This is a genomic window from Streptomyces sp. NBC_00989 (genome assembly GCF_045162655.1).
In the GTDB taxonomy this organism is placed as follows: domain Bacteria; phylum Actinomycetota; class Actinomycetes; order Streptomycetales; family Streptomycetaceae; genus Streptomyces.
The window spans coordinates 8,104,542-8,127,271 of the sequence record NZ_CP108728.1 but is presented as its reverse complement, the minus strand read 5'-3'; the positions used below and the strand labels follow the sequence as shown (position 1 = coordinate 8,127,271).

Genomic DNA, 22,730 nt, shown 5'->3' with positions numbered 1-22,730 from the left:
CCGGAGTGCCTGCGAGAAGCGCCGGGGCGGATGAGCCGTTTCAGCGGGTCACCACCACCGTGGCCGGGCGCGACGGGTCCACCAGCGCCCGGTTGCCCGGTGCGCGCCCCGGGAGGGCGGCGCCGTCGAGCGGCGGCAGTTCGGCGGACGCGATCCACCGGCCGGCGAGAGGTATCAGTACCTGTCGTACGGTGCCCGGCCGGGCACCGCCGGGCCGGGAGGCGTACTGGACATCGAGGCACAGCCGCCGCAGTTTCGCGCGTGCGTCCGCGACCGGCGTGCCCGTCTCCACCTCAGGGAGGAGCACCTGCCGGGTGGTCCCGTTGTCGACGTGTGCGCACGTCCGGTCGGCGGACGGTGTCGTGGCGGGTCCGGGCCGACCCCCGTGCGGTCCGGACAGGGTGAGCCGGACGAGGTCGCCGGCGGCGGTGTTCGTGGTGTCGACGCGGATCGTGTCGCGGTCGAGCCACTGCAAGGGATGTCCGTCGAGGTCGGCGAGCACCCGGTTCGGGGTGTCCACCAGGAATCCGGTCTCGACCGCGGACCCTTCCGGGGGCGGCATCAGCCGGGGCGTCCGCCCCCGCGAGGCCCGGTCCGGGCCGGCCTGCGGCCAGTGCCTGAGCACCACCAGCAGGTGGCCGTCGGGCCGGCTGAACCGGTACGCGCGGCCCGCGGTCACCGGGTAGGCGCCCACCGACCTGACCGCCGTACGGGAGCCGCCGGAGATCTCGATGGCGCCGCGGGAGTCGAGGGTGAAGCGCACGGAGGAGAACGAGGAGAACTCCGGGGCGTGCGCCGAGGCTTCGGCGGACGACGAGGCGTCGCAGCCGGTGGCGAGCAGGGCGGCGGTCAGGGCGGCGGCGCCTCCGGCGAGGGCCGCTGGGCGGTAGGGGCGCGGGTGGCCGCGCGGGGCGTGGGGGCGCAGGTGGGAACGCATGGGACGGCCTCCGTCTCGCTCGTCGCGACCGGGGCGGCCGCATACGTCGACAGTGGACGCGGCAGCGGCCGTAGCCCATTCGGCATTTGGCGAATCCGGGGGTTCCCGGAGTCCGAAAGGCGTACATTCGCGGCAGGCGAGAACCGGCCCCGGGAGGCCGAGATGACACCACCCTTCACGACGGCCGAGGCCCATCTGCGACGCATGGCGGACGTCCTGGCCGAAGCCCGGCAGGACGCGGACGGTGTGCCGCCGAGGTCCCTGCTGTTCGGGCTGCAGCGGCTCGTCCCCTGCGATGTCGCGAACTTCTCGGAGCTGGACATCCCGACCAGGAGATCACTCAACGACCAGGAGACGCCGAACGACGAGGGCGAGTGCGACATGGACGGGTACTGGCGCTGGCGCCACCAGCACCTCCAGTGTCTGCGGGTCAGCAGTCCGCACAGCAGTCCCGAGACGACGCAGATGCAGGACTTCCTGTCGGTGCGGCAGCTGACGAACCTGCCGATCTACTCCGAGTTCCTCAGCCCGTACCCCTGTATCGCGGACATCGCCCTGCCCACCGCACCGGGCCGTACCCGTGTCTTCCAGTTCTTCCGCGAGGGCCCCAAGCCCTTCACCGACCACGAGATGACGACGCTGACCCTGCTGGCACCGCACCTGTACGCGATCTACCGCGAGGCCGCCGACCGGCGCCGGACCCCGGTCCGGCTGACCCCGCGCGAGCTGGACGTGCTGCGCTGTGTGGCGCGCGGGCTGTCCACCCCGCAGATCGCCGAGCAACTGGCGGTCTCCCGCAGTACCGTCCGCAAGCATCTGGAGAACAGTTTCCGCAGTCTCGGGGTCTCCAGCCGGACTGCGGCCGTCGCCCGGGTCTTCCCTGAGCCAGACTGAGGGTCGTACGGGATCGAGTCGCGACTGAGTGACAAAGGAGTCTGCTCATGGACATGACCCTCGAAGTGATCCTTCTGCCCGTCTCGGACGTGGACCGGGCCAAGGAGTTCTACCAGGACAAGGTCGGCTTCCACGTGGATCTCGACGGCGAGGTGATGGAGGGCGTGCGGATCGTGCAGCTGACGCCGCCGGGCTCGGGCTGTTCGATCGCGCTGGTCGACGGGTTGCAGATCCCCACCGGGACGCCGCAGCCGGGGACCTACCACGGCATGCAACTGTGCGTGCAGGACGCGAAGGCGGCCTACGACGAGCTGACCGCGCGCGGGCTTGAGGTCAGCGAGCCGGTGCAGTTCGCGCCGCAGGACGGGGCGACGTTCATGTACTTCAAGGACCCGGACGGGAACGGCTGGGCGATCCAGGAGTACCGGAAGCGGGCCGCCGAGCCGCTGCACCAGGTGCTGGCCCAACTGGCGGCGCTGCAGGAGTAGTTCACCACCAGCAGTAGTTCACCATTTCTTCATCCTCTGGGTTGGGAGCGGTGGGACGCGGGCATTTTGGCGTGTGCATGCTCTGTCCGCACCGTCACCCCCGTCCTCCCCCCACCCGGAGGTTGAAGTGTCCGGCAGTGAAGAAACATCCGGCAGCTCAAGTGGCTCCGGCGGCTCCGTGTACCGCCGCAGCCGCGCCCTCGCCGCGTCCGCGCTCGCCTTCTCGGCGGCCGCCGTCGGGGTCTGGACGGGTTTCGGCGCCGTCTCGACCGCGCACGCCGCGACCGGGGTGCCGACCCCGGACCACGTCGTCGTGGTGGTGATGGAGAACCACGCCTACAGCCAGGTCGTCGGCTCCTCCAGCGCCCCCTACATCAACTCGCTCGCGTCCGGCGGCGCCGCCCTCACCCAGTCGTACGGGATCACCCACCCGAGCCAGCCGAACTACTTCGCGCTGTTCTCCGGCTCCACCCAGGGGATCACCGGCGACAGTTGCTACACGGCGGGCTTCTCCTCGGCCGCGAACCTCGCCTCCGAGGTGACGGCGGCGGGCGGCAGCTGGGCGAGCTACAACGAGACGCTGCCGAGCCAGGGGTCGACGACGTGCAGCAGCGGCAACTACGCCCGCAAGCACAACCCCTGGTTCGGCTTCAGCAACGTCGCGACGTCCACGGCGAAGACGTTCGCGCAGTTCCCGACGGACTACACGGCCCTCCCCGACATCTCCTTCGTCACCCCCAACCTGTGCAGCGACATGCACGACTGCTCGGTGGCGACCGGTGACACCTGGGTGAAGAACAACCTCGGCGCGTACGCCAGTTGGGCCAAGACCCACAACAGCCTGCTCGTCGTCACCTTCGACGAGGACAACCTGCTCAGCGGCAACCGCATCCCGACGGTCTTCTACGGCCAGCCGGTGAAGGCGGGTTCGACGTCCTCGACCACGTACAACCACTACAACCTGCTGCGGACCCTGGAGGACTCCCAGGGCCTGACCACCCACGCGGGCAACGCGGCCTCGGCCGCGGACATCACCGGCATCTGGGCGTCCTGAGATGTACGTGGCGGACAGCCGCGCCGACGCCGACCCAAGTGCCGGGAGTACTACGGGTATTGCCGGGGGTACTAGGGGTACCAGGGGCACTGCCGGGGGTACTACGGGTACTGCCCGTCGTACGGCGCGGGTGTCCGCCGCCGTGCCCCCCACCGTCCTCGCCCTCGGCGCGGTCAGCCTGATCACCGACGTGTCGTCCGAGATGGTGACCGCGGTCCTCCCGCTGTACCTGGTGACGGGCCTCGGCCTGTCCCCGCTGGGCTTCGGTCTCCTGGACGGCATCTACAACGGCTTCTCGGCCCTCGTGCGCCTGGCCGGCGGCCACCTCGCCGACCGGGGCGGCGGCCGGCACAAGTGGGTGGCGGGCATCGGCTACGCCGTCTCGGCGGCCTGCAAACCGCTCCTCCTCCTGGCCCACACCCTCACCCCCATCGGCCTGATCCTCGCCGCCGACCGCACGGGCAAGGGCCTGCGCACCGCACCGCGCGACGCCCTGATCTCCCTCTCCTCCACCCCGGAGAACCGGGGTCGTGCCTTCGGCGTACACCGCGCGATGGACACCGCGGGCGCGCTCCTCGGCCCACTGGTGGCGTTCCTGATCCTCCGGGCGACAGTGGACGGGTACGACGCGGTGTTCACGGTGAGCTTCTGCGTGGCGGTGGTCGGCGTCCTGGTGCTGGTGCTGTTCGTGCCGGGCGGGAAAGGGGCGGGTGAGCGGGGGCCCGGCGGGCGGGGCTCGGGTCCCGGCGCACGGGAACGGACCGTCGTAGAACCCCCGCGCCCCCGCCCCACCCTCCGTGCCGCCTTCGCCCTCCTCGCCCGCCGCGACCTGCGCCGTATCACCGTCTGCGCACTCCTCCTCGGCCTCGCGACGGTCAGCGACTCCTTCATCTACCTGCTGCTGCAACGGCGGCTCGGCGTCTCCGACCGCTGGTTCGCGCTGCTGCCGCTGGGCACGGCGGCGGCGTTCCTGCTCCTGGCCGTACCGCTGGGCCGGCTCGCGGACCGTGCCGGCCGCTGGCGGGTGTTCCTCGGCGGCCACGGCGCCCTCCTCACGGCGTACGCCCTATTGCTGACCTCGTGGCACGGCACGGCCCTCCCCTACGCCGTCCTCCTCCTGCACGGCGGCTTCTACGCGGCGACCGACGGCGTGCTGATGGCGGCGGCCTCGGACAGCGTGCCGGAGGAACTGCGTTCGTCGGGGCTCGCGTTGGTGCAGACGGGCCAGGCGGCGGCGCGGTTCGTGTGCTCGCTCGGCTTCGGTGCGGCGTGGACGCTCTGGGGCGACCGTACGGCGCTCATGGCGTCGGCGGTGGCGCTGGCGGTCTGTGCGGTGTCCGCCCTGACGCTCCGCCCCGGCCGATCAGTTCTGGAGCCCGCCTCATGACCCTGCGCAACCGCGTCCTGATCCTCCTCGCGGCCGTGGCCGCACTCGCCGTAGTGGCCACGGCCTCGGTCCTGCACGCGTCGGCCCGCGCCGAGCGGCGGAACGAGACCCAGCCCGGCGGCCCGAAGATCACCGCGGGCAGGATCACTCTCACAGCGCCCGGCACCATGGTGTTCCGCAACATGGCCTGGGGCCCGCACCGGGACGAACTGACCACGGTCCCCGCCGCCACCCCCGCCGGCCCGCGCACCGCCTCCGGCCTCAAGTGCCTCCGTTTCTACGCCAGTTCGGGCACGGGCGTCTGCCTCCAGGCGGTCCACGGCACGGTCACCGACACGTACCGCGCGCTGATCCTCGACGCGAACCTCAAGGAGACGGCCCGTTACGACGTCCCCGGCATCCCCTCCCGCGCCCGCGTCTCCCCCACGGGCCACTTCGCCGCGTGGACGGCGTTCGTCGGCGGCGACTCCTACGCGGGCACGAACTTCTCGACGCGGGCGGCGATCGTGGACACGAGGACGGGGAAGCTGATCCCGACGCTGGAGTCGTTCCGGATCATCAAGGACGGCCGCGTCTACCACGCGGCGGACGTCAACTTCTGGGGCGTGACCTTCGCGTCGGACGACCGCACGTTCTACGCGACGCTGGCGACGAAGGGCAGTACCTATCTGGTGCGGGGCGACCTGCGCACGCGGACGGTCACCACGCTCCACACCAACGTCGAATGCCCGTCCCTCTCCCCCGACGGCACGCGCATCGCGTACAAGAAGCGCGTCAAGGGCCTCCCGAAGGACGCCCCTTGGCACCTGTACGTCCTCAACCTCCGCACGCTGCGCGAGACATCACTGGCCGAGCCCAGGAGCGTCGACGACCAGGCCGTCTGGCGCGACGACCACACGATCGTCTACGCCATGCCGGGTGACTACGGCGCGGATCTCTACGAGGTCCCGGCGGACGGCACGGGAAGCTCCCGGCTGATCAGCGGCGCGGCGGTGTCCCCGGCGTTCCTGAAGTAGCGCCCGACAGCCGCGCGACGGCGTTGTGACGGGCCGGTGAACTACGCCCCAAGCGCAGGCCAGGCAATTGATCGCCCTCTGGGGGACGGCTGTCCGAACAGCTCCCCGGCGTCGAATCTCGGTGTCAGACGCCCGGCGCACGCTGCCGGCGCACGACTCGGAGGAGACAAGGGTGACGGTCAACGGCGGCGCGCGCCGCGGTGGGGATTCCGTGGCGGCACGGAGGAAGAACCTGACACGGAGCAAGTGGGTGGGGCTGCTGACGCTGGGACTGGCCCCGCTGGTGGTGATGGCGTCCCCCGGCATCGCCTCGGCGGCCGGCACGGTGTGCCTGCAGAACGCGGACAGTTCCCAGACCGACATCGTGGGCAACTGGTCGACGTCCGACAAGACGCAGTCGGTCACTGTTCAGTCGGCGAAGAACACCTGGCAGGACTGGACTGGCGCGGCCCGACGTTCCAGTGCCCCTGGAACGTGCCCAGCTGCTCCTACGCCTGGCAGCAGGCGAAGACCACGGGCTGGCAGTGGTCGGTCGGCCTCAGCATCAAGATCCCGATCCCCAAGCTCGGCAACTGGCTCGACGAGGTCACCCCGTCGTACGGCCGCAGCGACTCCAGCCCCAACAAGGGTGCCGCCCCGGACGTCTGCGACTACACCTCCGCCGACGGCAGGTCCACGCTGTCCCTCACCCCGGCCTCCCGCACCTACGCCGCGGAACTCTCCGCCGCCCACAACCTGAGCGCGAACCCGTCCCCGGCCGGCATGCGCGACGTACGGGTCGACACGGTGGACGCCCTGGGCCGGCGGGCGTTCCGTGAAACCGCGTACCAGACCCAGGCGAAGCAGCAGCTCACCTTCGTCGTGTGGAACGCGGGTTCCCGGAACTGGGTGCTGACCTACGCGACCACCGCGAGCACGTCGGCGGCCCCGGCCACCGTGTCGGACGACAAGGTGGCCGGGGCCGCCCGATCGATCACCACGAAGCTGCCGACCGGCAAGTGAGCCCGCGTAGACGAACCCCCGCTTACAGCACCGGCAGGTTCTTCCGCAGCTCGAAGGCGGTCACCTCGGACCGGTACTCCTCCCACTCCTGCCGCTTGTTGCGCAGGAAGAAGTCGAAGACGTGCTCGCCCAGGGTCTCGGCGACGAGGTCGCTGCGCTCCATCAAGGTCAGGGCCTCGCCGAGGTTCTGCGGGAGGGGCTCGATGCCCATCGCGCGGCGTTCCGCGTCGGAGAGGGCCCAGACGTCGTCCTCGGCGCCCGGGGGGAGTTCGTAGCCCTCTTCGATGCCCTTCAGGCCGGAGGCGAGGAGGAGGGCGTAGGCCAGGTACGGGTTCGCGCCCGAGTCCAGGGAGCGGACCTCCACGCGCGCGGAGCCGGTCTTGCCGGGCTTGTACATCGGGACACGGACCAGGGCGCTGCGGTTGTTGTGGCCCCAGCAGATGTACGAGGGGGCCTCGCCGCCGGCGCCGGCCGTGCGCTCGGAGCCGCCCCAGATGCGCTTGTAGGAGTTGACCCACTGGTTGGTGACGGCGGAGACCTCCGCCGCGTGCTTCAGCAGGCCCGCGATGAAGGAGCGGCCGACCTTGGAGAGCTGGTACTCGGAGCCGGACTCGTAGAACGCGTTCCGGTCGCCCTCGAAGAGGGAGAGGTGCGTGTGCATACCGGAGCCGGGGTGCTCGGAGAACGGCTTCGGCATGAACGTCGCCTGCACGCCCTGCTCCAGCGCCACCTGCTTCATGACCAGGCGGAACGTCATGATGTTGTCCGCCGTGGAGAGGGCGTCCGCGTAGCGGAGGTCGATCTCCTGCTGGCCCGGGGCGCCCTCGTGGTGGGAGAACTCGACCGAGATGCCCATCGACTCCAGCATGGTGATCGCCTGGCGGCGGAAGTCCATGCCCACGTTCTGCGGGGTGTGGTCGAAGTAGCCGGAGTTGTCGGCGGGGGTGGGGCGGGAGCCGTCCAGGGGGCGGTCCTTCAGGAGGAAGAACTCGATCTCCGGGTGGGTGTAGAAGGTGAAGCCCAGGTCGGAGGTCTTGGCGAGGGCACGCTTCAGCACGTAGCGCGGGTCCGCGAAGGACGGGGAGCCGTCCGGCATGAGAATGTCGCAGAACATGCGGGCCGTACCGGGGGCCTCCGCGCGCCACGGCAGGACCTGGAAGGTGGAGGGGTCCGGCTTGGCGATCATGTCGGACTCGTAGACCCGGGCGAAGCCCTCGATCGCGGAGCCGTCGAAGCCGATGCCCTCGTCGAAGGCCTGTTCCAGCTCGGCGGGGGCCACGGCGACGGACTTGAGGAAGCCCAGCACGTCCGTGAACCACAGCCGTACGAACCGGATGTCGCGCTCCTCCAACGTCCGGAGCACGAACTCCTGCTGCTTGTCCATCTTCCGCTTCCCCATCCTTGCTGGTCAGGCCGCCTGTCCTCGTACCGCAGGAGGCGGTCGGGCACCTGAGCATCCCACCACAACACCATTTCGTGCGCGTTGCCGACCTTGATCGACCGGCCGATCTCCGGCTGAACGCCTCGCGTACGGCAGGTGTCGGGTGTTGTCGCCCGTCTTCTGACCATCTTGCCTGCTCGGACTGACATTCGTAATGCCTGGTCCGGGGGCGACCCTGGTGTTCCCCCGACTTTGCTGTGGGCGCCCTACGAGAACGTGTTCCTCCCCACTACGATCAGCAGGGCCCGACCGTCTCGTCCCGTCCCGTCCCTTCCCCCAAAAGGACATACATCTCATGGGTTCCGCCAAGAACACCGGCACCGCGGCGCGCAAGGCCCGCATCGAGGAGATGCGGCGCGCCGAGCAGTCGCGCGAGCGGCGCACCCGGATCGTGAAGATCGCGGCGAGCGCGGTGGTCGTCGCCGGTCTCGTCGTCGGCGGGGTCGCGGTGGTGCACGCGCAGTCCGGCAAGAAGGACAGCTCCGCGAGCGACTCGAAGAACTCCGCTTCGGGTCACTTCGTCGCGGGCGCGGACGGTGTGAACACGTGGAAGGGCACGCTGGGCCGCACCCATGTCACGGGCACGGTGAGCTACCCGATGCACCCGCCGGTCGGCGGCAACCACAACCCGGTCTGGCTGAACTGCAACGGCGACGTCTACGCCAAGTCCGTCAAGGACGAGAACGCGGTGCACGCGCTGGAGCACGGCGCGGTCTGGGTGACGTACAACAAGAAGGCCTCGGCGGCCGACGTGAAGGCGCTCGCGACGAAGGTGAAGTCGACGCCGTACTCGCTGATGAGTCCGTACGACAGCCAGAAGGACCCGATCATGCTGTCGGCGTGGGGGCACCAGCGGACCGTGAAGAGCGCGAGCGACCCGGCCGTGAACTCGTTCTTCGAGAAGTTCGTGCAGGGCAGCCAGACGCCGGAGCCGGGCGCCGCGTGCACGGGCGGGCTGTCGCAGTGAGGTCCGCGGCTCTGATCGCCGGGGCCGCGGCGACGGCGCTCGTCGCGGCCGGCGCGATCACGTACGCGGTCGCCGAGGACGGTGGCGGGTCCAGCAACTCCCCTGCCCCTACGGCCGATTCGGCGGACGCGGGCTTCGCGCGGGACATGGCGGTCCATCACCAGCAGGCCGTCGAGATGTCCTACATCGTGCGCGACCGCACGAAGAACGTGGAAGTACGGCGCCTTGCATACGACATCGCGCAGACGCAGGCCAACCAACGGGGCATGCTGCTGGGCTGGTTGGACCTGTGGAACCTTCCGAAGGTGTCGGCCGACCCGCCGATGACCTGGATGGGCATGGGTGACATGGCGTCCGGCAAGGACGGCGCGCTGATGCCGGGGATGGCGACCAACACCGAGCTGAAGAAGCTGAACACGCTGAGCGGGAAGCCCGCCGAGGTGTTCTTTCTCCAGCTCATGACGGATCACCACAAGGGCGGTATCCACATGGCCGAGGGGTGTGTGGACAAGTGCCGGGTGGGGGTGGAGAAGCGGCTGGCGCAGGGGATGGTGGACGCGCAGCAGTCGGAGATCCAGTTGATGGCCGACATGCTCAAGGAGCGTGGCGCAAAAGCGCGTTCGTAAAGCATCCCCGGTCGTTCGTTACATGCCCGTAAGGAAAAAAGCCCCCAATTCGCCCTGGGTGACGGTTCCTTGGGCTTCTCTTGACTTTTGCGTTCCCCTGGCATGAACGGTTCATCGAAAGAGTGGCCCCCACGTGTGATCCATCCACGGGCCTTCCCGCCGCGGGTTCCGTAGGGATCGACGACGACCAACCACTCCATGCGTCGAACCGCATAGCAGGGGGTTTTATGAGATCCAATCGCGCCACCATGCGCGCCGGCGTGAGCATGGCAGCGACACTGCCGATGATCGCCGGTGCACTGGCGCTCGGCATACCCGCGGCGCACGCCGCGGACAGCCCGGGCCGGGACACGCTCGCGGGCACCAAGCCCGCGTGGGCGACGGCCAAGGCGGACAAGGGAGCGACCTCCGACAGCTCCCAGGTCTCCGCCCGGGTCTACCTCGCCGGCCGGAACGCCTCCGGCCTCGCGGCGTACGCCAAGTCCGTCTCGGACCCGAGTTCGGCCCTGTACGGCAAGTACCTGAGCGCCGCTCAGGTGCAGCAGCGCTTCGGCGCCACGACGGCCCAGGTGACCGCCGTCAAGTCCTGGCTGAAGTCCGCCGGGCTGAAGGTCACCGGCACCACGCAGCACTACGTCACGGTCTCCGGTGACGTGGCCGCGGTCGAGAAGGCGTTCAGCACCTCGCTGCACAACTACTCGAAGGGCTCGAAGACTTATCGCGCCCCGTCGAAGACGGCCTCCGCGCCGGACAGCCTCAACGGTGCCGTCCTGACCGTCACCGGTCTGGACAACGCGCCGCACACGGCGAGCCACGACGACGCGCTGCCGGGTCCGACCGCGGTGTTCAAGAACGCCGGGCCGTTCTCCTCGTACTACGGCTCGAACACGGCGACCACCCTGCCGTCCGCGTACGGCAAGAAGATCCCGTACGCGGTCCAGGGCTACACCGGCAAGCAGCTGCGTGCGGCCTACGGTGCGGGCAAGTACACGGGCAAGGGCGTGCGCGTCGCCATCACCGACGCCTACGCCTCGCCGACGATCGCCTTCGACGCGGCCACCTACGCGAAGAACCACGGCGACAAGAAGTACTCCACCAGCCAGTTGAAGCAGGTGCTCCCCTCGGAGTACACGCAGACCGAGGCCTGTGACGCGTCCGGCTGGTACGGCGAGGAGACCCTCGACGTCGAGGCCGTGCACGCGGTGGCGCCGGACGCGGGCATCACGTACGTGGGTGCCGCGTCCTGCTTCGACGACGATCTGCTCGACTCGCTCAGCAAGGTCGTCGACAACCACCTGGCCGACATCGTCTCCAACTCGTGGGGCGACATCGAGGCCAACCAGACCCCGGACCTCGCGGCCGCCTACGACCAGGTGTTCCAGCTGGGCGCGGTCGAGGGCATCGGCTTCTACTTCTCCTCCGGTGACAACGGCGACGAGGTCGCCAACACCAAGGTGAAGCAGGTCGACACCCCGGCCAACTCGGCGTGGGTGACGGCGGTCGGCGGTACCTCGCTGGCGGTCGGCAAGGGCGACAAGTACCTGTGGGAGACCGGCTGGGGCACCGAGAAGGCCTCGCTGTCCACGGACGGCAAGAGCTGGACCAGCTTCCCCGGCGCCTTCACCTCGGGTGCGGGCGGCGGCACCAGCAAGACGGTCGCCGAGCCCTTCTACCAGAAGGGTGTCGTCCCGAAGGCGCTCGCCACGGCCAACAGCGCCACCGGCAACCGCGTCGTCCCGGACATCTCGGCGATCGCCGACCCGAACACCGGATTCAAGGTCGGCCAGACGCAGACCTTCCCCGACGGTTCGGAGCAGTACAGCGAGTACCGGATCGGCGGCACCTCGCTCGCCTCCCCGGTGATCGCGGCGGTCCAGGCCCTGGCCCAGGAGGCGCGCGGCGGCAAGGCGATCGGTTTCGCCAACCCGTCGATCTACGCCAAGTACGGCACGAAGGTCTACCACGACGTGACCGACAACCCGACGGGCTACGGCCTGGCGGTGGCGCGCGTGGACTTCGCCAACAGCGTCGACGCCACCGACGGCCTGCTGACCTCGGTCCGCAGCCTCGGCAAGGACAGCTCGCTGTCCGCGGTGAAGGGCTATGACGACGTGACCGGCGTGGGCACGCCCGCGAACGGCTACGTCGCGTCGTACGTGCCGCAGAAGTCGCACCACAAGCACTGATCCACAGAGCGGTTCAGCAAAGGGGCGTGGGGTCCTGACGGACCTCGCGCCCCTTTGCGTTCGCCTTCTTCAAGCAGGCGCAACGCACGGGGAAAGGGGCGGTCTCCGAATGGTCATCACAGGCCAGGGGTCCTATGCGTGAAGATCCCCTGGAGATACGGTCAGGACGCAGCGGTTGACGGGGGAATGACAACTTGCCCTCGTGGGCCGCCGCACCAGTTCGTACGGGGGGCAGTCTTCGAGCGCCGGAGCAGGCCGAACACCTTCGAGTCGCGACGCCGGGGTCGCCGCCCGCCACGCGGATCAGCCGACCCCCCGTTCACCCTTGACCACTGAACGGGGATGTCGTGTCACATACCACCGAACGTTCGAGACCCGCGGCCCACATGGCGCGCGCCGTCCTGCTGTTGCTCGCCCTGCTGGTGGGTGTGCTGGTGGCCCCCGGCCGTGCCGAGGCCGTCATCTGCCCCGGGGCCACGACCGACCAGACGCCGGTCGTGGTGGAGCCGGAGTCCGCGGAGTCCACCACCACAACCCCGGTACTGTCGACGGTACTTGAGACGTACAACGGCGTCGGCAGCATCAGCGGCTCACTGTTCGTCACCGACAGCTCGGGCAACGCGGTGGCCGGCACACCGATGGCCACCGGCACCGTCCTCTCGGGCCAGCGTCTGACCTACCAGGTGCCCGCGGGCGCACTGAGCGTCGGGACGACGTACAAGTGGTGGGTCACCGCGTCGATCTCGGCCTGCGTACACGCCAGCAGCAGCGCGATCAGCTTCACCCCCACCACCTCCACGTCCTCGCCCGGGACGACGACGGGGCCCGACTCGGTGACGATCACCGGTTCGTCGCTGACCGCGGAGACGGCGAAGAGCGACTCCACCGCGTGCTCCGGCTCGCCGTGCCCGCTCTCCGCGAACCCCGCCACGCTGGACGTCGGAGGAGACGGCACCTCGCACTGGGTGTCGGCGCTCCGACCTGACCTGTCGGCCATCCCCGCCGGATCCACCATCGACAGCGCCACCCTCGCCCTGACGTCCACCGCCTGCCTGGGCGGCTGCGCCGGCGACACGCTGAACATCGGCCTGGCACAGGACAACGTGACCGCGCAGACCGACGGCCCGTCGCTCGCCGCGGTCAGCACGACCCTCACCGCGAGCGGCACCGAGTCGGCGGGCAGCTACGACATCACGCCGCTGGTCACCGAGTGGGCCAACGGCGATGTCGCCGACGACGGCATCCTGCTGGCGGCGTCGGACGAGACGACCGCGACCTCCGGAATGGGCTATGCCGGTCCGACCGCGGCCTCCGGGGCAGCGTCGGTCAAGGTGACGTACACCCCGCCCGCCGTACCGAGCGCCCCCACCTCGCTGACGACGACCGCAGGTGACGGCGGGGTCCTCGTGGCCTGGGCCGAACCGGCTTCCACCGGCTACGTCGAGGGGGAGAACGCCACCGACAACGACGACCCCGGCGACGGCATCTCCTCGTACACCGTCAGCGCGGTCAACGCCGCCGGCGGCACCGTGGCCACGGCGACCACGTCCACCACCACCGAGGCCCTGCTCACCGGTCTGACCGACGGGACGAGCTACACCGTCAAGGTCACCGCCACCAACCCGGTGGGCACCGGACCGGCGGCCAATGCCACCGGGGTCAGCCCCGAGGCGGTGCCCGGCGGGCCCGCCCAGTACATCCAGGCGGCCGGCCAGATGCTGAACGCCCGCGACGGACTGCAGAAGGGCACCTACACCACGTCCACCGCCGCACTGGCCTCGGACTCCTACTCCGCCTACGTGTCCACCTGGCTCGGCTACGAGTCCACCGCCGACGCCGGCGTGCACACCGCGGAGGCCGCGAACAGCGAGTCGGAGAGCAGTGACACCACGACCCTGTCGAACTCCCTCGCCGCCCTCTCGGCGGACGGCGGCACGGTGACCGTCTACACCACCGCGGACGAGACCTTCACCACCGTCGACACCAGGACCGGCACCACGGACACCGTCCCCGGCGAGGCGATCGACCAGGACGCGTACACCTACAGCGTCTCCGGCACCGTGCCGCAGATCTCCCAGGCGGCCGACGCCGACGCCCTCGTCAAACCGGTGACCGCCGCCTCCGAGATCACCGCCTACTCCGCCACCCTCGACGGAACGCCCGCAAGCACGTCGGCCGCCCTGACCACCGATTCCAGTACCGGATACCTCACCGCCGGCACCGAGACGGTCAGCTCCTCGGGGGGCCACCGGGCCAACCTCTCCGGCGTCGTCGCCTGGGCGAACAAGTGGTACGGCGGCACGTACAACGGGTTCTCGGACGACTGCACGGACTTCGCCTCCCGTGCCATCCACTACGGCGGCAAGCTGAGCGAGAACACGCCGAGCATTCCGCCGGCGCACCACTCCGACGACCACTACTGGTTCCAGTCGCACGGCACCTTCGGGGCGACCACCAGCTACTCGTGGGCGGGCGCCTACCACCAGGCGAACTTCCAGAGCATCGAAGGCTCGTACTTCTACCACTACGCCCAGGACGTCTCCCCGGGCGACCTGATCTTCGCGAACTGGTCCGGCAGCTCGGCCTCCGGGATCTCGCACACCGGCGTCGTCGTGAGGAACGACGGCGGCAACCTCTACATCGACCAGCACTCCAACACCCGGCACAACGAACCGCTGTACAAGGACGGCAGCCAGAAGACCTGGTCCTCCGGCCACCCCAACCTGCATGTGTGGGTCGTGTATCCCCACACCAAGTTCTGACGGCCCGGCGAGAGCCACAGAGAGAAGGAGCGGATGTGAAGGCATTCAGGCCCGCCCGCCCGCGCGCGGTGGCGGTCACGGCCATCGCCCTGCTGGCGGCCGGCTGCTCGGGGCACTCCCAGCCGACCCAGACCCCGCACGTGCTGCTGACCAGCGGCGTCTACCAGGGCAAGGCCTGGTCGGTGTACGCCTGGCAGCAGGGCGGGCAGCTGTGCATGGAGGTCGACGGACCCGGCGGCCCGACGGCCTCCGGGGGACCGGACGCCGGGGCCTGCGGGTTCGACGAGAAGAACCAGTCGTCGGGCTACTACGCCAGTGGCCCGGGGCCCGGTGACAGCGACATCAACTACGGGCCGCTGCCCTCGCGCGCCACACAGATCCGGGTGGCGACCAAGGAGATCCTGCCGACCAGGCCGTTCCCGGCCGGCAAGCGGCTGCCCGCGGGGCGCTACTGGATCCAGATCATGCCGAAGGACTGGCCGCTCCCGGCGAACGGCAAGGAGATCTCGCCGAAGCCACTGGACGCCTCGGGCCGACAGGTCGCGTACCAGGACTTCTGACACACCAGGAAGGGACGACGGGGTGGCGTGGGGTGCACCACACCTCACGCCACCCCATTGTGTCGCTCTGACGATTACAGGCGATTACAGTGGACCCCGTGCCTCCACTGAACTTCTGGTCGATCTATCAGCACGGCTTCGCCCGCGTCGCCGCCTGCACGGGCCACACCGTGATCGCGGACCCGCACGCCAACGCCGAAGCCGTCCTGCGCCACGCCCGCCGGTGCGACGAGGAGGGCGTCGCCGTCGCCGTCTTCGCGGAGCTGGGCCTGTGCGGCTACTCCATCGAGGACCTGCTGCTCCAGGACGTACTCCTGGACCAGGTCGAGGAGGCGCTCCAGGAGGTGGTCACCGGCTCGGCCGAGCTGCTGCCGGTCCTGGTCGTCGGCGCCCCGCTGCGCCACCGCAACCGGATCTACAACTGCGCGGTGCTGGTGCACCGGGGCCGCGTCCTGGGCGTCGTACCGAAGTCGTATCCCCCGAACTACCGCGAGTTCTACGAGCGCCGCCAGATCGCCGACGGCGCGGACGAGCGCGGCGGCTCGATCCGACTCGGCGGCGAGAGCGTGCCGTTCGGGGTGGATCTGCTGTTCGCGGCGCAAGACGTACCGTCCCTCGTGCTGCACGCGGAGATCTGCGAGGACATGTGGGTGCCGGTGCCGCCCAGCGCGGAGGCGGCCCTGGCGGGCGCGACGGTCCTCGTCAACCTCTCCGGCAGCCCGATCACGGTCGGCCGCGCCGAGGACCGCAAGCTCCTGTGCCGCTCGGCGTCCGCCCGCTGCCTCGCCGCGTACGTCTACGCGGCGGCCGGCCTCGGCGAGTCGACCACCGACCTGTCCTGGGACGGCCAGGCGATGGTCTACGAGAACGGCGCGCTGCTGGCCGAGACCGAACGCTTCCCGCTGGGCGACGAGTACGCGGTGGCCGACGTCGACCTCGACCTGCTGCGGCAGGAACGGCAGCGGATGGGCACGTTCGACGACAACCGGCGTACGCACGGCGCGAGGACGGCCGACTTCCGCACGGTCTCCTTCGAACTCGCCCCGCCGCTCGGCGACTTGGGACTGCGCCGCCGCCTGGAGCGCTTCCCGTTCGTGCCGGCCGACGCGCAGCGCCTCGCGCAGGACTGCTACGAGGCGTACAACATCCAGGTCGAGGGCCTTCAGCAGCGGCTCGCGGCGATCGGCGGCCCGAAGGTGGTCATCGGGGTCTCCGGCGGCCTCGACTCCACGCACGCGCTGATCGTCGCCGCCCGCGCAATGGACCGCGCGGGGCGCCCGCGCAGCGACATCCTGGCGTGGACGCTGCCCGGTTTCGCGACCAGCGACCACACCAAGGACAACGCCCACGCGCTGATGCGGGCCATCGGCGTGACCGCGGCCGAGCTGGACATCACGCCGACGGCACGGCTGATGCTGAAGGAGATGGGCCACCCCTTCGCCTCCGGCGAGCCGGTGTACGACATCACCTTCGAGAACGTGCAGGCAGGCCTGCGCACGGACTACCTGTTCCGGCTCGCCAACCAGCGCAACGGCATCGTGCTCGGCACCGGCGACCTCTCGGAGCTGGCGCTCGGCTGGTCCACGTACGGCGTGGGCGACCAGATGAGCCACTACAACGTCAACTCCGGCGTCCCGAAGACGCTGATCCAGCACCTGATCCGCTGGGTCGTCAGCAGCGACCAGTTCGACGAGGAGACCGGCAAGATCCTCACCGCGATCCTCGACACCGAGATCAGCCCGGAGCTGGTGCCGGGCGAGGAGATGCAGTCGACGGAGTCGAAGATCGGCCCGTACGCGCTGCACGACTTCACGCTGTTCCACGTCCTGCGGTACGGGTTCCGGCCCTCGAAGATCGCGTTCCTGGCGTGGCACGCGTGGCACGACGCGGAGGGCGGGGCATGGCCGCCGGGCTTCCCGGAGGCCAAGCGCGTCGCGTACGACCTGCCGGAGATCCGGTCCTGGCTGGAGGTGTTCTGCCGGCGCTTCTTCGGGTTCGCGCAGTTCAAGCGGTCGGCCATGCCCAATGGGCCGAAGGTCTCGGCGGGGGGTTCGCTCTCGCCTCGGGGGGACTGGCGGGCGCCTTCGGACGGGTCGGCGACGGCTTGGCTGCGGGATCTGGCGCGGTTCGACTAGGGCGGTCGGGGGCGGTGGACGTCAGGTGCGGTCGCCGCTGCCGGGCAGGTGCCCGAGTGTGGCGAGGAAGTCGCGGAAGGCCCGGTCGGTGCGGGTGGTGTCGCCGGTGGCGTCGAGGTCCATGAGGAGACCCCGGATGACGGCGAGGACGAGCGTCGCCAGCTCCGGCCGGCCGATGCCGCGCAGACCGTCCTCGAGCGGCCCGAGCCAGTCCGTCGTCGCGGTGCGCCGGAAGTCCGGCCACAACTGTCGCACCGCGCTCGGGTGCAGCTGACTGAACATCCGCAGATACGGCCGCCCGTCCGAGCCGGTGATCGAGGTCCAGGCCCGGTCCAGGGTGACGGTGTAGGGCTCGCCGGGCCGTACCCGCAGGAGGTCGCCGAAGGTGTCGAGCTGGCGCCGGCGCGCGCGTCCGAGGACGGCCCGCAACAGGGCGTCACGGGTGCCGAAGTGGTAGATCAGCATGCGGGCCGAGGTACCGGTGGCGGTGGCCAGCGGTTCGAGCCGGTCCGGGAGACCGTGGGCGAGGGCGTGGTCGGCGCAGGCGTCGAGGAGCCTGTCCTTGATGTCCGGCTGCGGTCGTCTGCCCATGCCGACACTTTTTCGCGTAACGGCGGCTACGTCTACCGTTGGCCGAAAGGCGGTCGAGGCGGACGTGGAGGCAGCGATGAGGGTCGTGTTCGTGCACGGGGCGTGCGTGCGGGACGGATCGTGGTGGTGGCACCGCACCGCCGAACTCCTCCAGGAACGAGGGGTGTTGAGCGTTTCCCCGGCACTGCCGAGCTGCGGGGAGACGGGCCTGCCCGAGGACGCGGCCGCGGTACGGCAGCTGGGTCCGGGGCTCCCCGAGGACGTCGCGGCGGTACGGCAGGTGCTGCTGGACACCGACGAGCCGACCGTCGTCGTCGCCCACAGCTACGGCGGCATCGTCGTCTCGGAAGCCGCCGAGGGCGTCGGATCGGTACGCCACCTGCTGCTGGTCTCCAGCTACCTGCCCGAGGTCGGGCAGAGCCTGTCGGAGTTCGGGGACGACGGCCCCGCCCCGTTCCTCGACGTCGACCCCGACACCGGCACCTTCGGGGTCCGCCCCGAACTGCTCGTGGACACGTTCCTCCAGGACTGCGCCCCCGAGGACCAGGCCCGGGCGGCGGACCGCCTCGCCCGGCAGAACGTGCGGGTGATCGGGGAACCGGTCAAGGCGGCCGCATGGCAGCGGGTTCCCTCGACGTACCTCGTCTGCGCCCAGGACCGGGGCACCCCGCCGCGCCTCCAGCGCGAGTACGCCCGCCGGGCCGGCGACGTCGTCGAACTCGACGCGGGCCACCATCCGTTCCTGTCGCGGGCCGCGGCGGTCCGGGATGTGGTGCTGGGCCTCTGACGGTCGCGCGGACCGGCCGCGCCGGGCCCGCGATGACACCCCAGGGGCCCGGTGAGCGCCATGCGCCACTACGGTGGACCGATGGCGTCGATCAAGCAGTTCCAGGTCACCTTCGACTGCGCGGAACCCGAGCGCGTCGCCCGTTTCTGGTGCGAGGTGTTGGGATACGTCGTGCCGCCTCCGCCGGAGGGGTTCGCCACGTGGGGCGATTTCGATCGGTCGCTGCCGTCCGAACGCCAGGGTGCGGCGTTCGCGTGCGTCGATCCCTCAGGCGTGAGCCCGCGGCTGTTCTTCCAGCGTGTTCCCGAAGGCAAGGCCGTCAAGAACCGGGTTCACCTCGACGTGCGGGTCGGCACCGGGCTCGTGGGTGAGGAGCGCCTCGCCGCGCTGGAGGCCGAGTGCGCACGGCTGCTCGCGCTCGGCGCGGTACGCGTGCGCCTCCTGACCGCCGATGGCTACAACGAGTCGTGCCTGGTGATGCAGGACGTCGAGGGCAACGAGTTCTGTCTCGACTGAGGAAGCGCGAGGCTGGGACGGGGCTGCTGCTCGGAGTCGACGGCAGCGGTCGTGGCGAGGTGCCCACCCCGTCGGTCGGAAGGTGAACCTTCCGACTGACCGGGACGGGTTGGCGGGTGGGCGGAGTCAGGACTGGAGTGCCGTCGCCTGTTCCGGGACGTGGGCTGCGACCACGCGTTCGCGGCCCGGTACCGCGCGGCGCCGGTCCACCGTCGCTGCCGTGGCCGCGACGCCCAACCCCAGTACCGCCAGCACCGCGCCGGCCAGGGCAGGTGACGTGGCGCCGAAGCCTGCCGCCAGGGCGAGGCCGCCGATCCAGGCGCCGCCCGCGTTGGCCAGGTTGAAGGCCGCCTGGTTGGCGGAGGAGGCCAGGGACGGGCCCGCCGACGCCTTCTCCATCACCATCAGCTGGAGCGGGGAGCCCGTGACGAACGCCGCCATGCCCAGCAGGATCACGGCCAGGGCCGCCGTCCACTCCGTCGTCATCAGGAGCGGGAACAGGGCCAGGACGACGGCCAGGGACGTCAGGCCGCCGAAGAGGGTGCCGCGGAGCGAGCGGTCCGCCAGGCGGCCGCCCATCAGGTTGCCCGCGGTCGCGCCCACGCCGAACAGGGCCAGCAGCAGCGTCACGCTGCCGTCGGCGAAGCCCGCCGCGTCCGTGAGCATCGGGGTGATGTAGCTGTACGCCGAGAAGAGCGCCCCGAAGCCGGCCACGGTGGTGCCGAGGGCCAGCCAGACCGGGAGGGAGCGGAGGGCCGCCAGTTCGCCGCGCAGGCCCACCTTCGGGGCGTGTGCGTGGTCGTGCGGGATCAGCAGGGCCAGCGACGCTATGGCCACCAGGCCGATCACGCTCACGCCGAGGAACGTGGCCCGCCAGCCCAGGTGTTGGCCCATCAGCGTGGCCGCCGGTACGCCCACGACGTTGGCGACCGTGAGGCCCAGGAACATCAGGGAGACGGAGCGCGCCTTGCGTTCGGGCGCGACCATCGTCGTGGCGACCACCGCTCCCACGCCGAAGAAGGCGCCGTGCGGCAGGCCGCTCAGGAAGCGGGCCGCGAGCAGGTAGTCGTAGTTCGCGGCGAAGGCCGACAGGACGTTGCCGGCCACGAACAGGACCATCAGGCCGATCAGGACCGTACGGCGGGACAGGCGGGCGGTGACCGCCGCGAGCAGCGGGGCGCCGATGACGACCCCCAGCGCGTACGCCGAGACCAGGTGGCCCGCCGTGGGGATGGAGACGTTCAGGTCGTCCGCGACCTCGGGCAGCAGGCCCATGATCACGAATTCGGTGGTGCCGATACCAAAAGCGCCGACGGCCAGAGCGAGCAGGGCCAGGGGCATGGAAGTGCCTGTGCCTTTCGAGGGAGAGCGGAGTTCCGTACTACCGAGCTTAAGTTCAGTTACGGAACAAAGACTCCCAGGCCCGCTATTCCACGCGGTTAAGAACTCGTGTCGAGGTTCACACGGGCCGCGATCGGGAGATGGTCGCTGCCCGTCTCCGGGAGGGTCCACGAGGACACCGGCTCGACGCCCTGGACCATGATCTGGTCGATCCGCGCCATCGGGAACGACGCCGGCCAGCTGAACCCGAAGCCGCTGCCCGCCGCGCCCTGGGTGGAGCGCATCTGGGAGGTGACGGCGTTCAGCGAGCGGTCGTTCATCGTGCCGTTGAGGTCGCCGAGGAGGATCTTCCGCTTGAGCGGCTCGGCGGCGATGGCCTCACCGAGCGCGTCGGCGCTCGTGTCGCGCTGCCGGGCCGTGAAGCCGGCCTCGATCTTCACCCGCACCGAGGGGAGGTGGGCGACGTAGACCGCGATCTGTCCCTCGGGGGTGGTGACGGTGGCACGCATCGCGCGCGTCCAGCCCAGCTTTATGTCGACGGCCTTGATCCCGCTCATCGGGTACTTGCTCCACAGCCCGACCGTGCCCTCGACCGAGTGGTACTTGTACGTCGACGCGAGTGCCTTCTCGTACGTCGGGACCGCCGAGGCCGTCAGCTCCTCCAGGGCGACGATGTCCGCGCCGGACGCGGCGACGTCACGGGCCGTACCGGCCGGGTCGGGGTTCTCCGCGTTGACGTTGTGCGTGGCCACCGTCAGATCGCCGCCGGTGCCGGTCTTGTCGCTGAGGAGCAGCCCGCCGAAGAGGTTCAGCCACACGATCGTCGGGAGGACGACGGCGATGAGCGCGGTCGCCGACCTGCGGACCAGGCCGAGGATCAGCAGCACCGGGATCATCAGCCCGAACCACGGCAGGAACGTCTCCGTGAGGCTGCCGAGGTTGCCGATCCGGTTCGGGATGCGCGAGTGCAGCAGCATGACGAGGGAGAGCAGGATCGCCAGTGCGGCGAGGATCAGGCCCCGGCGCCAGATCCGCGGATCGCCGCGCCAGCCGCCGGTCAGTCTGTTCCACAGGCGCCGAAGCCGGGATCCGCGCGGCTCGTCCCCCGAGCCGCCGTCGTCCGTCTCCGTCACATACGCCTGCTGTGCCATACCGTCGCCTCACTACCTGCCGTGCACACCATCGTCCCCGCGCCTACGACCCTAGGGGATGATCGGTTCCGATCCGCCGTCCCATGACGGCCGTACGGGCACGAGGACGAACAAGTCGGTGTCCGAAGTTCCGAACACGCGCGGTGGGAGAGCCTTCTGTGACGGAACGCGCACATTCGGACGCGTGCTCAGATCTCGGTCCTGACGGGTCGTAGGGCCACCAGCACGGTGTCGACGAGGAGTTCCGACAGGCCCTCGGGGAGGTCGGCGTCGGCGCGCATGACGGTGCGCAGGAGCATCGGGCCGACGAGCATGTCGTTCATCAGCTCGGCGTCGATGTCGGTGCGGAGTTCGCCGCTCTCCTGGCCGCGGCGCAGGATGTCCACCTGCTTGCGACGCCGGGGTTCCACGACAGTCGCGTGGTAGGCGGCCCACACCTTCGGGGTGCTCTTCATCTGTGCGAACACGTTGTGCAGGAGCGCCGAGGACCGGGTCAGCAGGCCGCGCTGGCGCAGCTGTTCCATCATGGCCACGAGGTCGTCGCGCAGCGAGATGCCGGGCAGTTCGGGGTCCTGCGGCTCGGCCTCGCGGACGACGTCGACGAACAGCTCCTCCTTGCCCGGCCAGCGGCGGTAGATGGTGGCCTTGCCGACTCCGGCGGTACGGGCGATGCGCTCGATGGAGAGTTCGGCCAGCGGCACGCCTTCCTCCAGGAGCTTCATCACGCCCTCCGTGATGGCCCGTTCGACGGCCTCGCTGCGCGGGCGTCCCCTGGTGGGCGCGCACGGCCGTGTCCCGTTGCCGGTGCCGTCGTCCGTGCCGGTGCCGTTGTCGGCAAGGCTCACTTCACTCCGTCCCTTCGCTGTTCCCCCGTTCCCGTCTCAGGTGA

20 protein-coding genes are annotated in these 22,730 nt (G+C 70.2%); 14 read left to right on the top strand and 6 right to left on the bottom strand.

The genetic code is table 11. The features are described from left to right. Positions 1-40: 40 nt before the first annotated feature. Positions 41-937, bottom strand: a complete 897-nt coding sequence (locus OG714_RS36315; RefSeq protein ID WP_406127464.1) for a hypothetical protein — start codon at positions 935-937, stop codon at positions 41-43. 162 nt (positions 938-1,099) lie between these two features. Here OG714_RS36315 and OG714_RS36310 point away from each other — a divergent pair, with 162 nt between their 5' ends. The 6 genes from OG714_RS36310 (at position 1,100) to OG714_RS36285 (ending at position 6,778) form a co-directional block, all read left to right on the top strand. Beyond that, a complete protein-coding gene (locus OG714_RS36310; protein ID WP_406127462.1) occupies positions 1,100-1,831 on the top strand; it encodes a helix-turn-helix transcriptional regulator in 732 nt (243 codons plus the stop codon). 47 nt (positions 1,832-1,878) lie between these two features. After that, positions 1,879-2,319, top strand: a complete 441-nt coding sequence (locus tag OG714_RS36305; RefSeq protein ID WP_405947506.1) for a VOC family protein — start codon at positions 1,879-1,881, stop codon at positions 2,317-2,319. 178 nt (positions 2,320-2,497) lie between these two features. Continuing rightward, complete coding sequence (locus OG714_RS36300; protein WP_406132077.1) at positions 2,498-3,373, top strand: alkaline phosphatase family protein; 876 nt, start codon at positions 2,498-2,500, stop codon at positions 3,371-3,373. Between the two features lies 1 nt (position 3,374). Then, positions 3,375-4,760, top strand: coding sequence for an MFS transporter (locus OG714_RS36295; RefSeq protein ID WP_406127461.1), 1,386 nt, complete (start codon positions 3,375-3,377; stop codon positions 4,758-4,760). Then, the gene (locus tag OG714_RS36290) at positions 4,757-5,776 is read left to right on the top strand and encodes a TolB family protein (RefSeq protein ID WP_406127460.1); all 1,020 of its coding nucleotides are present in this window, start codon (positions 4,757-4,759) and stop codon (positions 5,774-5,776) included. The genes OG714_RS36295 and OG714_RS36290 overlap by 4 nt, the downstream gene beginning before the upstream one ends. Positions 5,777-6,250: 474 nt before the next feature. Further along, positions 6,251-6,778 carry a hypothetical protein gene (locus OG714_RS36285; RefSeq protein ID WP_406127458.1) on the top strand — a complete coding sequence of 176 codons (528 nt, stop codon included), beginning with the start codon at positions 6,251-6,253 and terminating at the stop codon, positions 6,776-6,778. A gap of 22 nt (positions 6,779-6,800) precedes the next feature. Here OG714_RS36285 and glnA read toward each other — a convergent pair whose 3' ends face one another. Further along, positions 6,801-8,162 carry a type I glutamate--ammonia ligase gene (gene glnA / locus OG714_RS36280; RefSeq protein ID WP_043682384.1) on the bottom strand — a complete coding sequence of 454 codons (1,362 nt, stop codon included), beginning with the start codon at positions 8,160-8,162 and terminating at the stop codon, positions 6,801-6,803. Between the two features lie 352 nt (positions 8,163-8,514). On the opposite strand from glnA, the gene OG714_RS36275 reads away from it, so the two are divergent. From OG714_RS36275 to OG714_RS36250, 6 genes are all read left to right on the top strand, one after another. Next, positions 8,515-9,186: a DUF3105 domain-containing protein gene (locus tag OG714_RS36275; protein WP_406127457.1), complete on the top strand. Its 672-nt coding sequence runs from the start codon at positions 8,515-8,517 to the stop codon at positions 9,184-9,186. Further along, complete coding sequence (locus tag OG714_RS36270) at positions 9,183-9,812, top strand: DUF305 domain-containing protein (RefSeq protein ID WP_406127456.1); 630 nt, start codon at positions 9,183-9,185, stop codon at positions 9,810-9,812. The genes OG714_RS36275 and OG714_RS36270 overlap by 4 nt, the downstream gene beginning before the upstream one ends. A gap of 227 nt (positions 9,813-10,039) precedes the next feature. Beyond that, positions 10,040-11,998: a protease pro-enzyme activation domain-containing protein gene (locus OG714_RS36265; RefSeq protein WP_406127454.1), complete on the top strand. Its 1,959-nt coding sequence runs from the start codon at positions 10,040-10,042 to the stop codon at positions 11,996-11,998. A gap of 386 nt (positions 11,999-12,384) precedes the next feature. After that, entirely contained in the window at positions 12,385-14,760 is a 2,376-nt protein-coding gene (locus OG714_RS36260) for a DNRLRE domain-containing protein (protein WP_406127452.1), read from the top strand. Positions 14,761-14,795: 35 nt separating this feature from the next. Then, a complete protein-coding gene (locus OG714_RS36255; protein WP_406127451.1) occupies positions 14,796-15,320 on the top strand; it encodes a hypothetical protein in 525 nt (174 codons plus the stop codon). A 98-nt stretch (positions 15,321-15,418) separates the two neighbouring features. Then, entirely contained in the window at positions 15,419-17,455 is a 2,037-nt protein-coding gene (locus OG714_RS36250; RefSeq protein ID WP_406127449.1) for an NAD(+) synthase, read from the top strand. A gap of 21 nt (positions 17,456-17,476) precedes the next feature. On the opposite strand, the gene OG714_RS36245 is transcribed toward OG714_RS36250, so the two are convergent. Next, on the bottom strand, positions 17,477-18,046 hold the full coding sequence (locus OG714_RS36245; protein WP_406127448.1) for a TetR/AcrR family transcriptional regulator: 570 nt from the start codon (positions 18,044-18,046) through the stop codon (positions 17,477-17,479). Between the two features lie 76 nt (positions 18,047-18,122). Between OG714_RS36245 and OG714_RS36240 the strand changes: the two genes are divergently transcribed. Together OG714_RS36240 and OG714_RS36235 are read left to right on the top strand one after the other, a co-directional pair. Further along, positions 18,123-18,833, top strand: coding sequence for an alpha/beta fold hydrolase (locus tag OG714_RS36240; RefSeq protein WP_406127446.1), 711 nt, complete (start codon positions 18,123-18,125; stop codon positions 18,831-18,833). Positions 18,834-18,914: 81 nt separating this feature from the next. Continuing rightward, positions 18,915-19,349, top strand: a complete 435-nt coding sequence (locus OG714_RS36235; RefSeq protein ID WP_406127444.1) for a VOC family protein — start codon at positions 18,915-18,917, stop codon at positions 19,347-19,349. 126 nt (positions 19,350-19,475) lie between these two features. Here the strand turns inward: OG714_RS36235 and OG714_RS36230 are convergent, their stop codons facing one another. The 3 genes from OG714_RS36230 to OG714_RS36220 form a co-directional block, all read right to left on the bottom strand. Continuing rightward, entirely contained in the window at positions 19,476-20,690 is a 1,215-nt protein-coding gene (locus OG714_RS36230; protein ID WP_406127442.1) for an MFS transporter, read from the bottom strand. A 98-nt stretch (positions 20,691-20,788) separates the two neighbouring features. Next, entirely contained in the window at positions 20,789-21,841 is a 1,053-nt protein-coding gene (locus tag OG714_RS36225) for an endonuclease/exonuclease/phosphatase family protein (protein ID WP_406127441.1), read from the bottom strand. Between the two features lie 188 nt (positions 21,842-22,029). Then, positions 22,030-22,686, bottom strand: coding sequence for a TetR/AcrR family transcriptional regulator (locus tag OG714_RS36220; protein ID WP_406127439.1), 657 nt, complete (start codon positions 22,684-22,686; stop codon positions 22,030-22,032). Positions 22,687-22,730: the final 44 nt, after the last annotated feature.

What these genes read in the sequence shown, in the direction of transcription:
- OG714_RS36245 (WP_406127448.1), bottom strand. Translation starts at nt 18,046, where the DNA reads ATGGGCAGACGACCGCAGCCGGACATCAAGGACAGGCTCCTCGACGCC.
- glnA (WP_043682384.1), bottom strand. Translation starts at nt 8,162, where the DNA reads ATGGACAAGCAGCAGGAGTTCGTGCTCCGGACGTTGGAGGAGCGCGAC.
- OG714_RS36260 (WP_406127452.1), top strand. Translation starts at nt 12,385, where the DNA reads ATGGCGCGCGCCGTCCTGCTGTTGCTCGCCCTGCTGGTGGGTGTGCTG.
- OG714_RS36230 (WP_406127442.1), bottom strand. Translation starts at nt 20,690, where the DNA reads ATGCCCCTGGCCCTGCTCGCTCTGGCCGTCGGCGCTTTTGGTATCGGC.
- OG714_RS36225 (WP_406127441.1), bottom strand. Translation starts at nt 21,841, where the DNA reads ATGGCACAGCAGGCGTATGTGACGGAGACGGACGACGGCGGCTCGGGG.
- OG714_RS36310 (WP_406127462.1), top strand. Translation starts at nt 1,100, where the DNA reads ATGACACCACCCTTCACGACGGCCGAGGCCCATCTGCGACGCATGGCG.
- OG714_RS36275 (WP_406127457.1), top strand. Translation starts at nt 8,515, where the DNA reads ATGGGTTCCGCCAAGAACACCGGCACCGCGGCGCGCAAGGCCCGCATC.
- OG714_RS36235 (WP_406127444.1), top strand. Translation starts at nt 18,915, where the DNA reads ATGGCGTCGATCAAGCAGTTCCAGGTCACCTTCGACTGCGCGGAACCC.
- OG714_RS36240 (WP_406127446.1), top strand. Translation starts at nt 18,123, where the DNA reads ATGAGGGTCGTGTTCGTGCACGGGGCGTGCGTGCGGGACGGATCGTGG.
- OG714_RS36295 (WP_406127461.1), top strand. Translation starts at nt 3,375, where the DNA reads ATGTACGTGGCGGACAGCCGCGCCGACGCCGACCCAAGTGCCGGGAGT.
- OG714_RS36305 (WP_405947506.1), top strand. Translation starts at nt 1,879, where the DNA reads ATGGACATGACCCTCGAAGTGATCCTTCTGCCCGTCTCGGACGTGGAC.
- OG714_RS36290 (WP_406127460.1), top strand. Translation starts at nt 4,757, where the DNA reads ATGACCCTGCGCAACCGCGTCCTGATCCTCCTCGCGGCCGTGGCCGCA.
- OG714_RS36315 (WP_406127464.1), bottom strand. Translation starts at nt 937, where the DNA reads ATGCGTTCCCACCTGCGCCCCCACGCCCCGCGCGGCCACCCGCGCCCC.
- OG714_RS36265 (WP_406127454.1), top strand. Translation starts at nt 10,040, where the DNA reads ATGAGATCCAATCGCGCCACCATGCGCGCCGGCGTGAGCATGGCAGCG.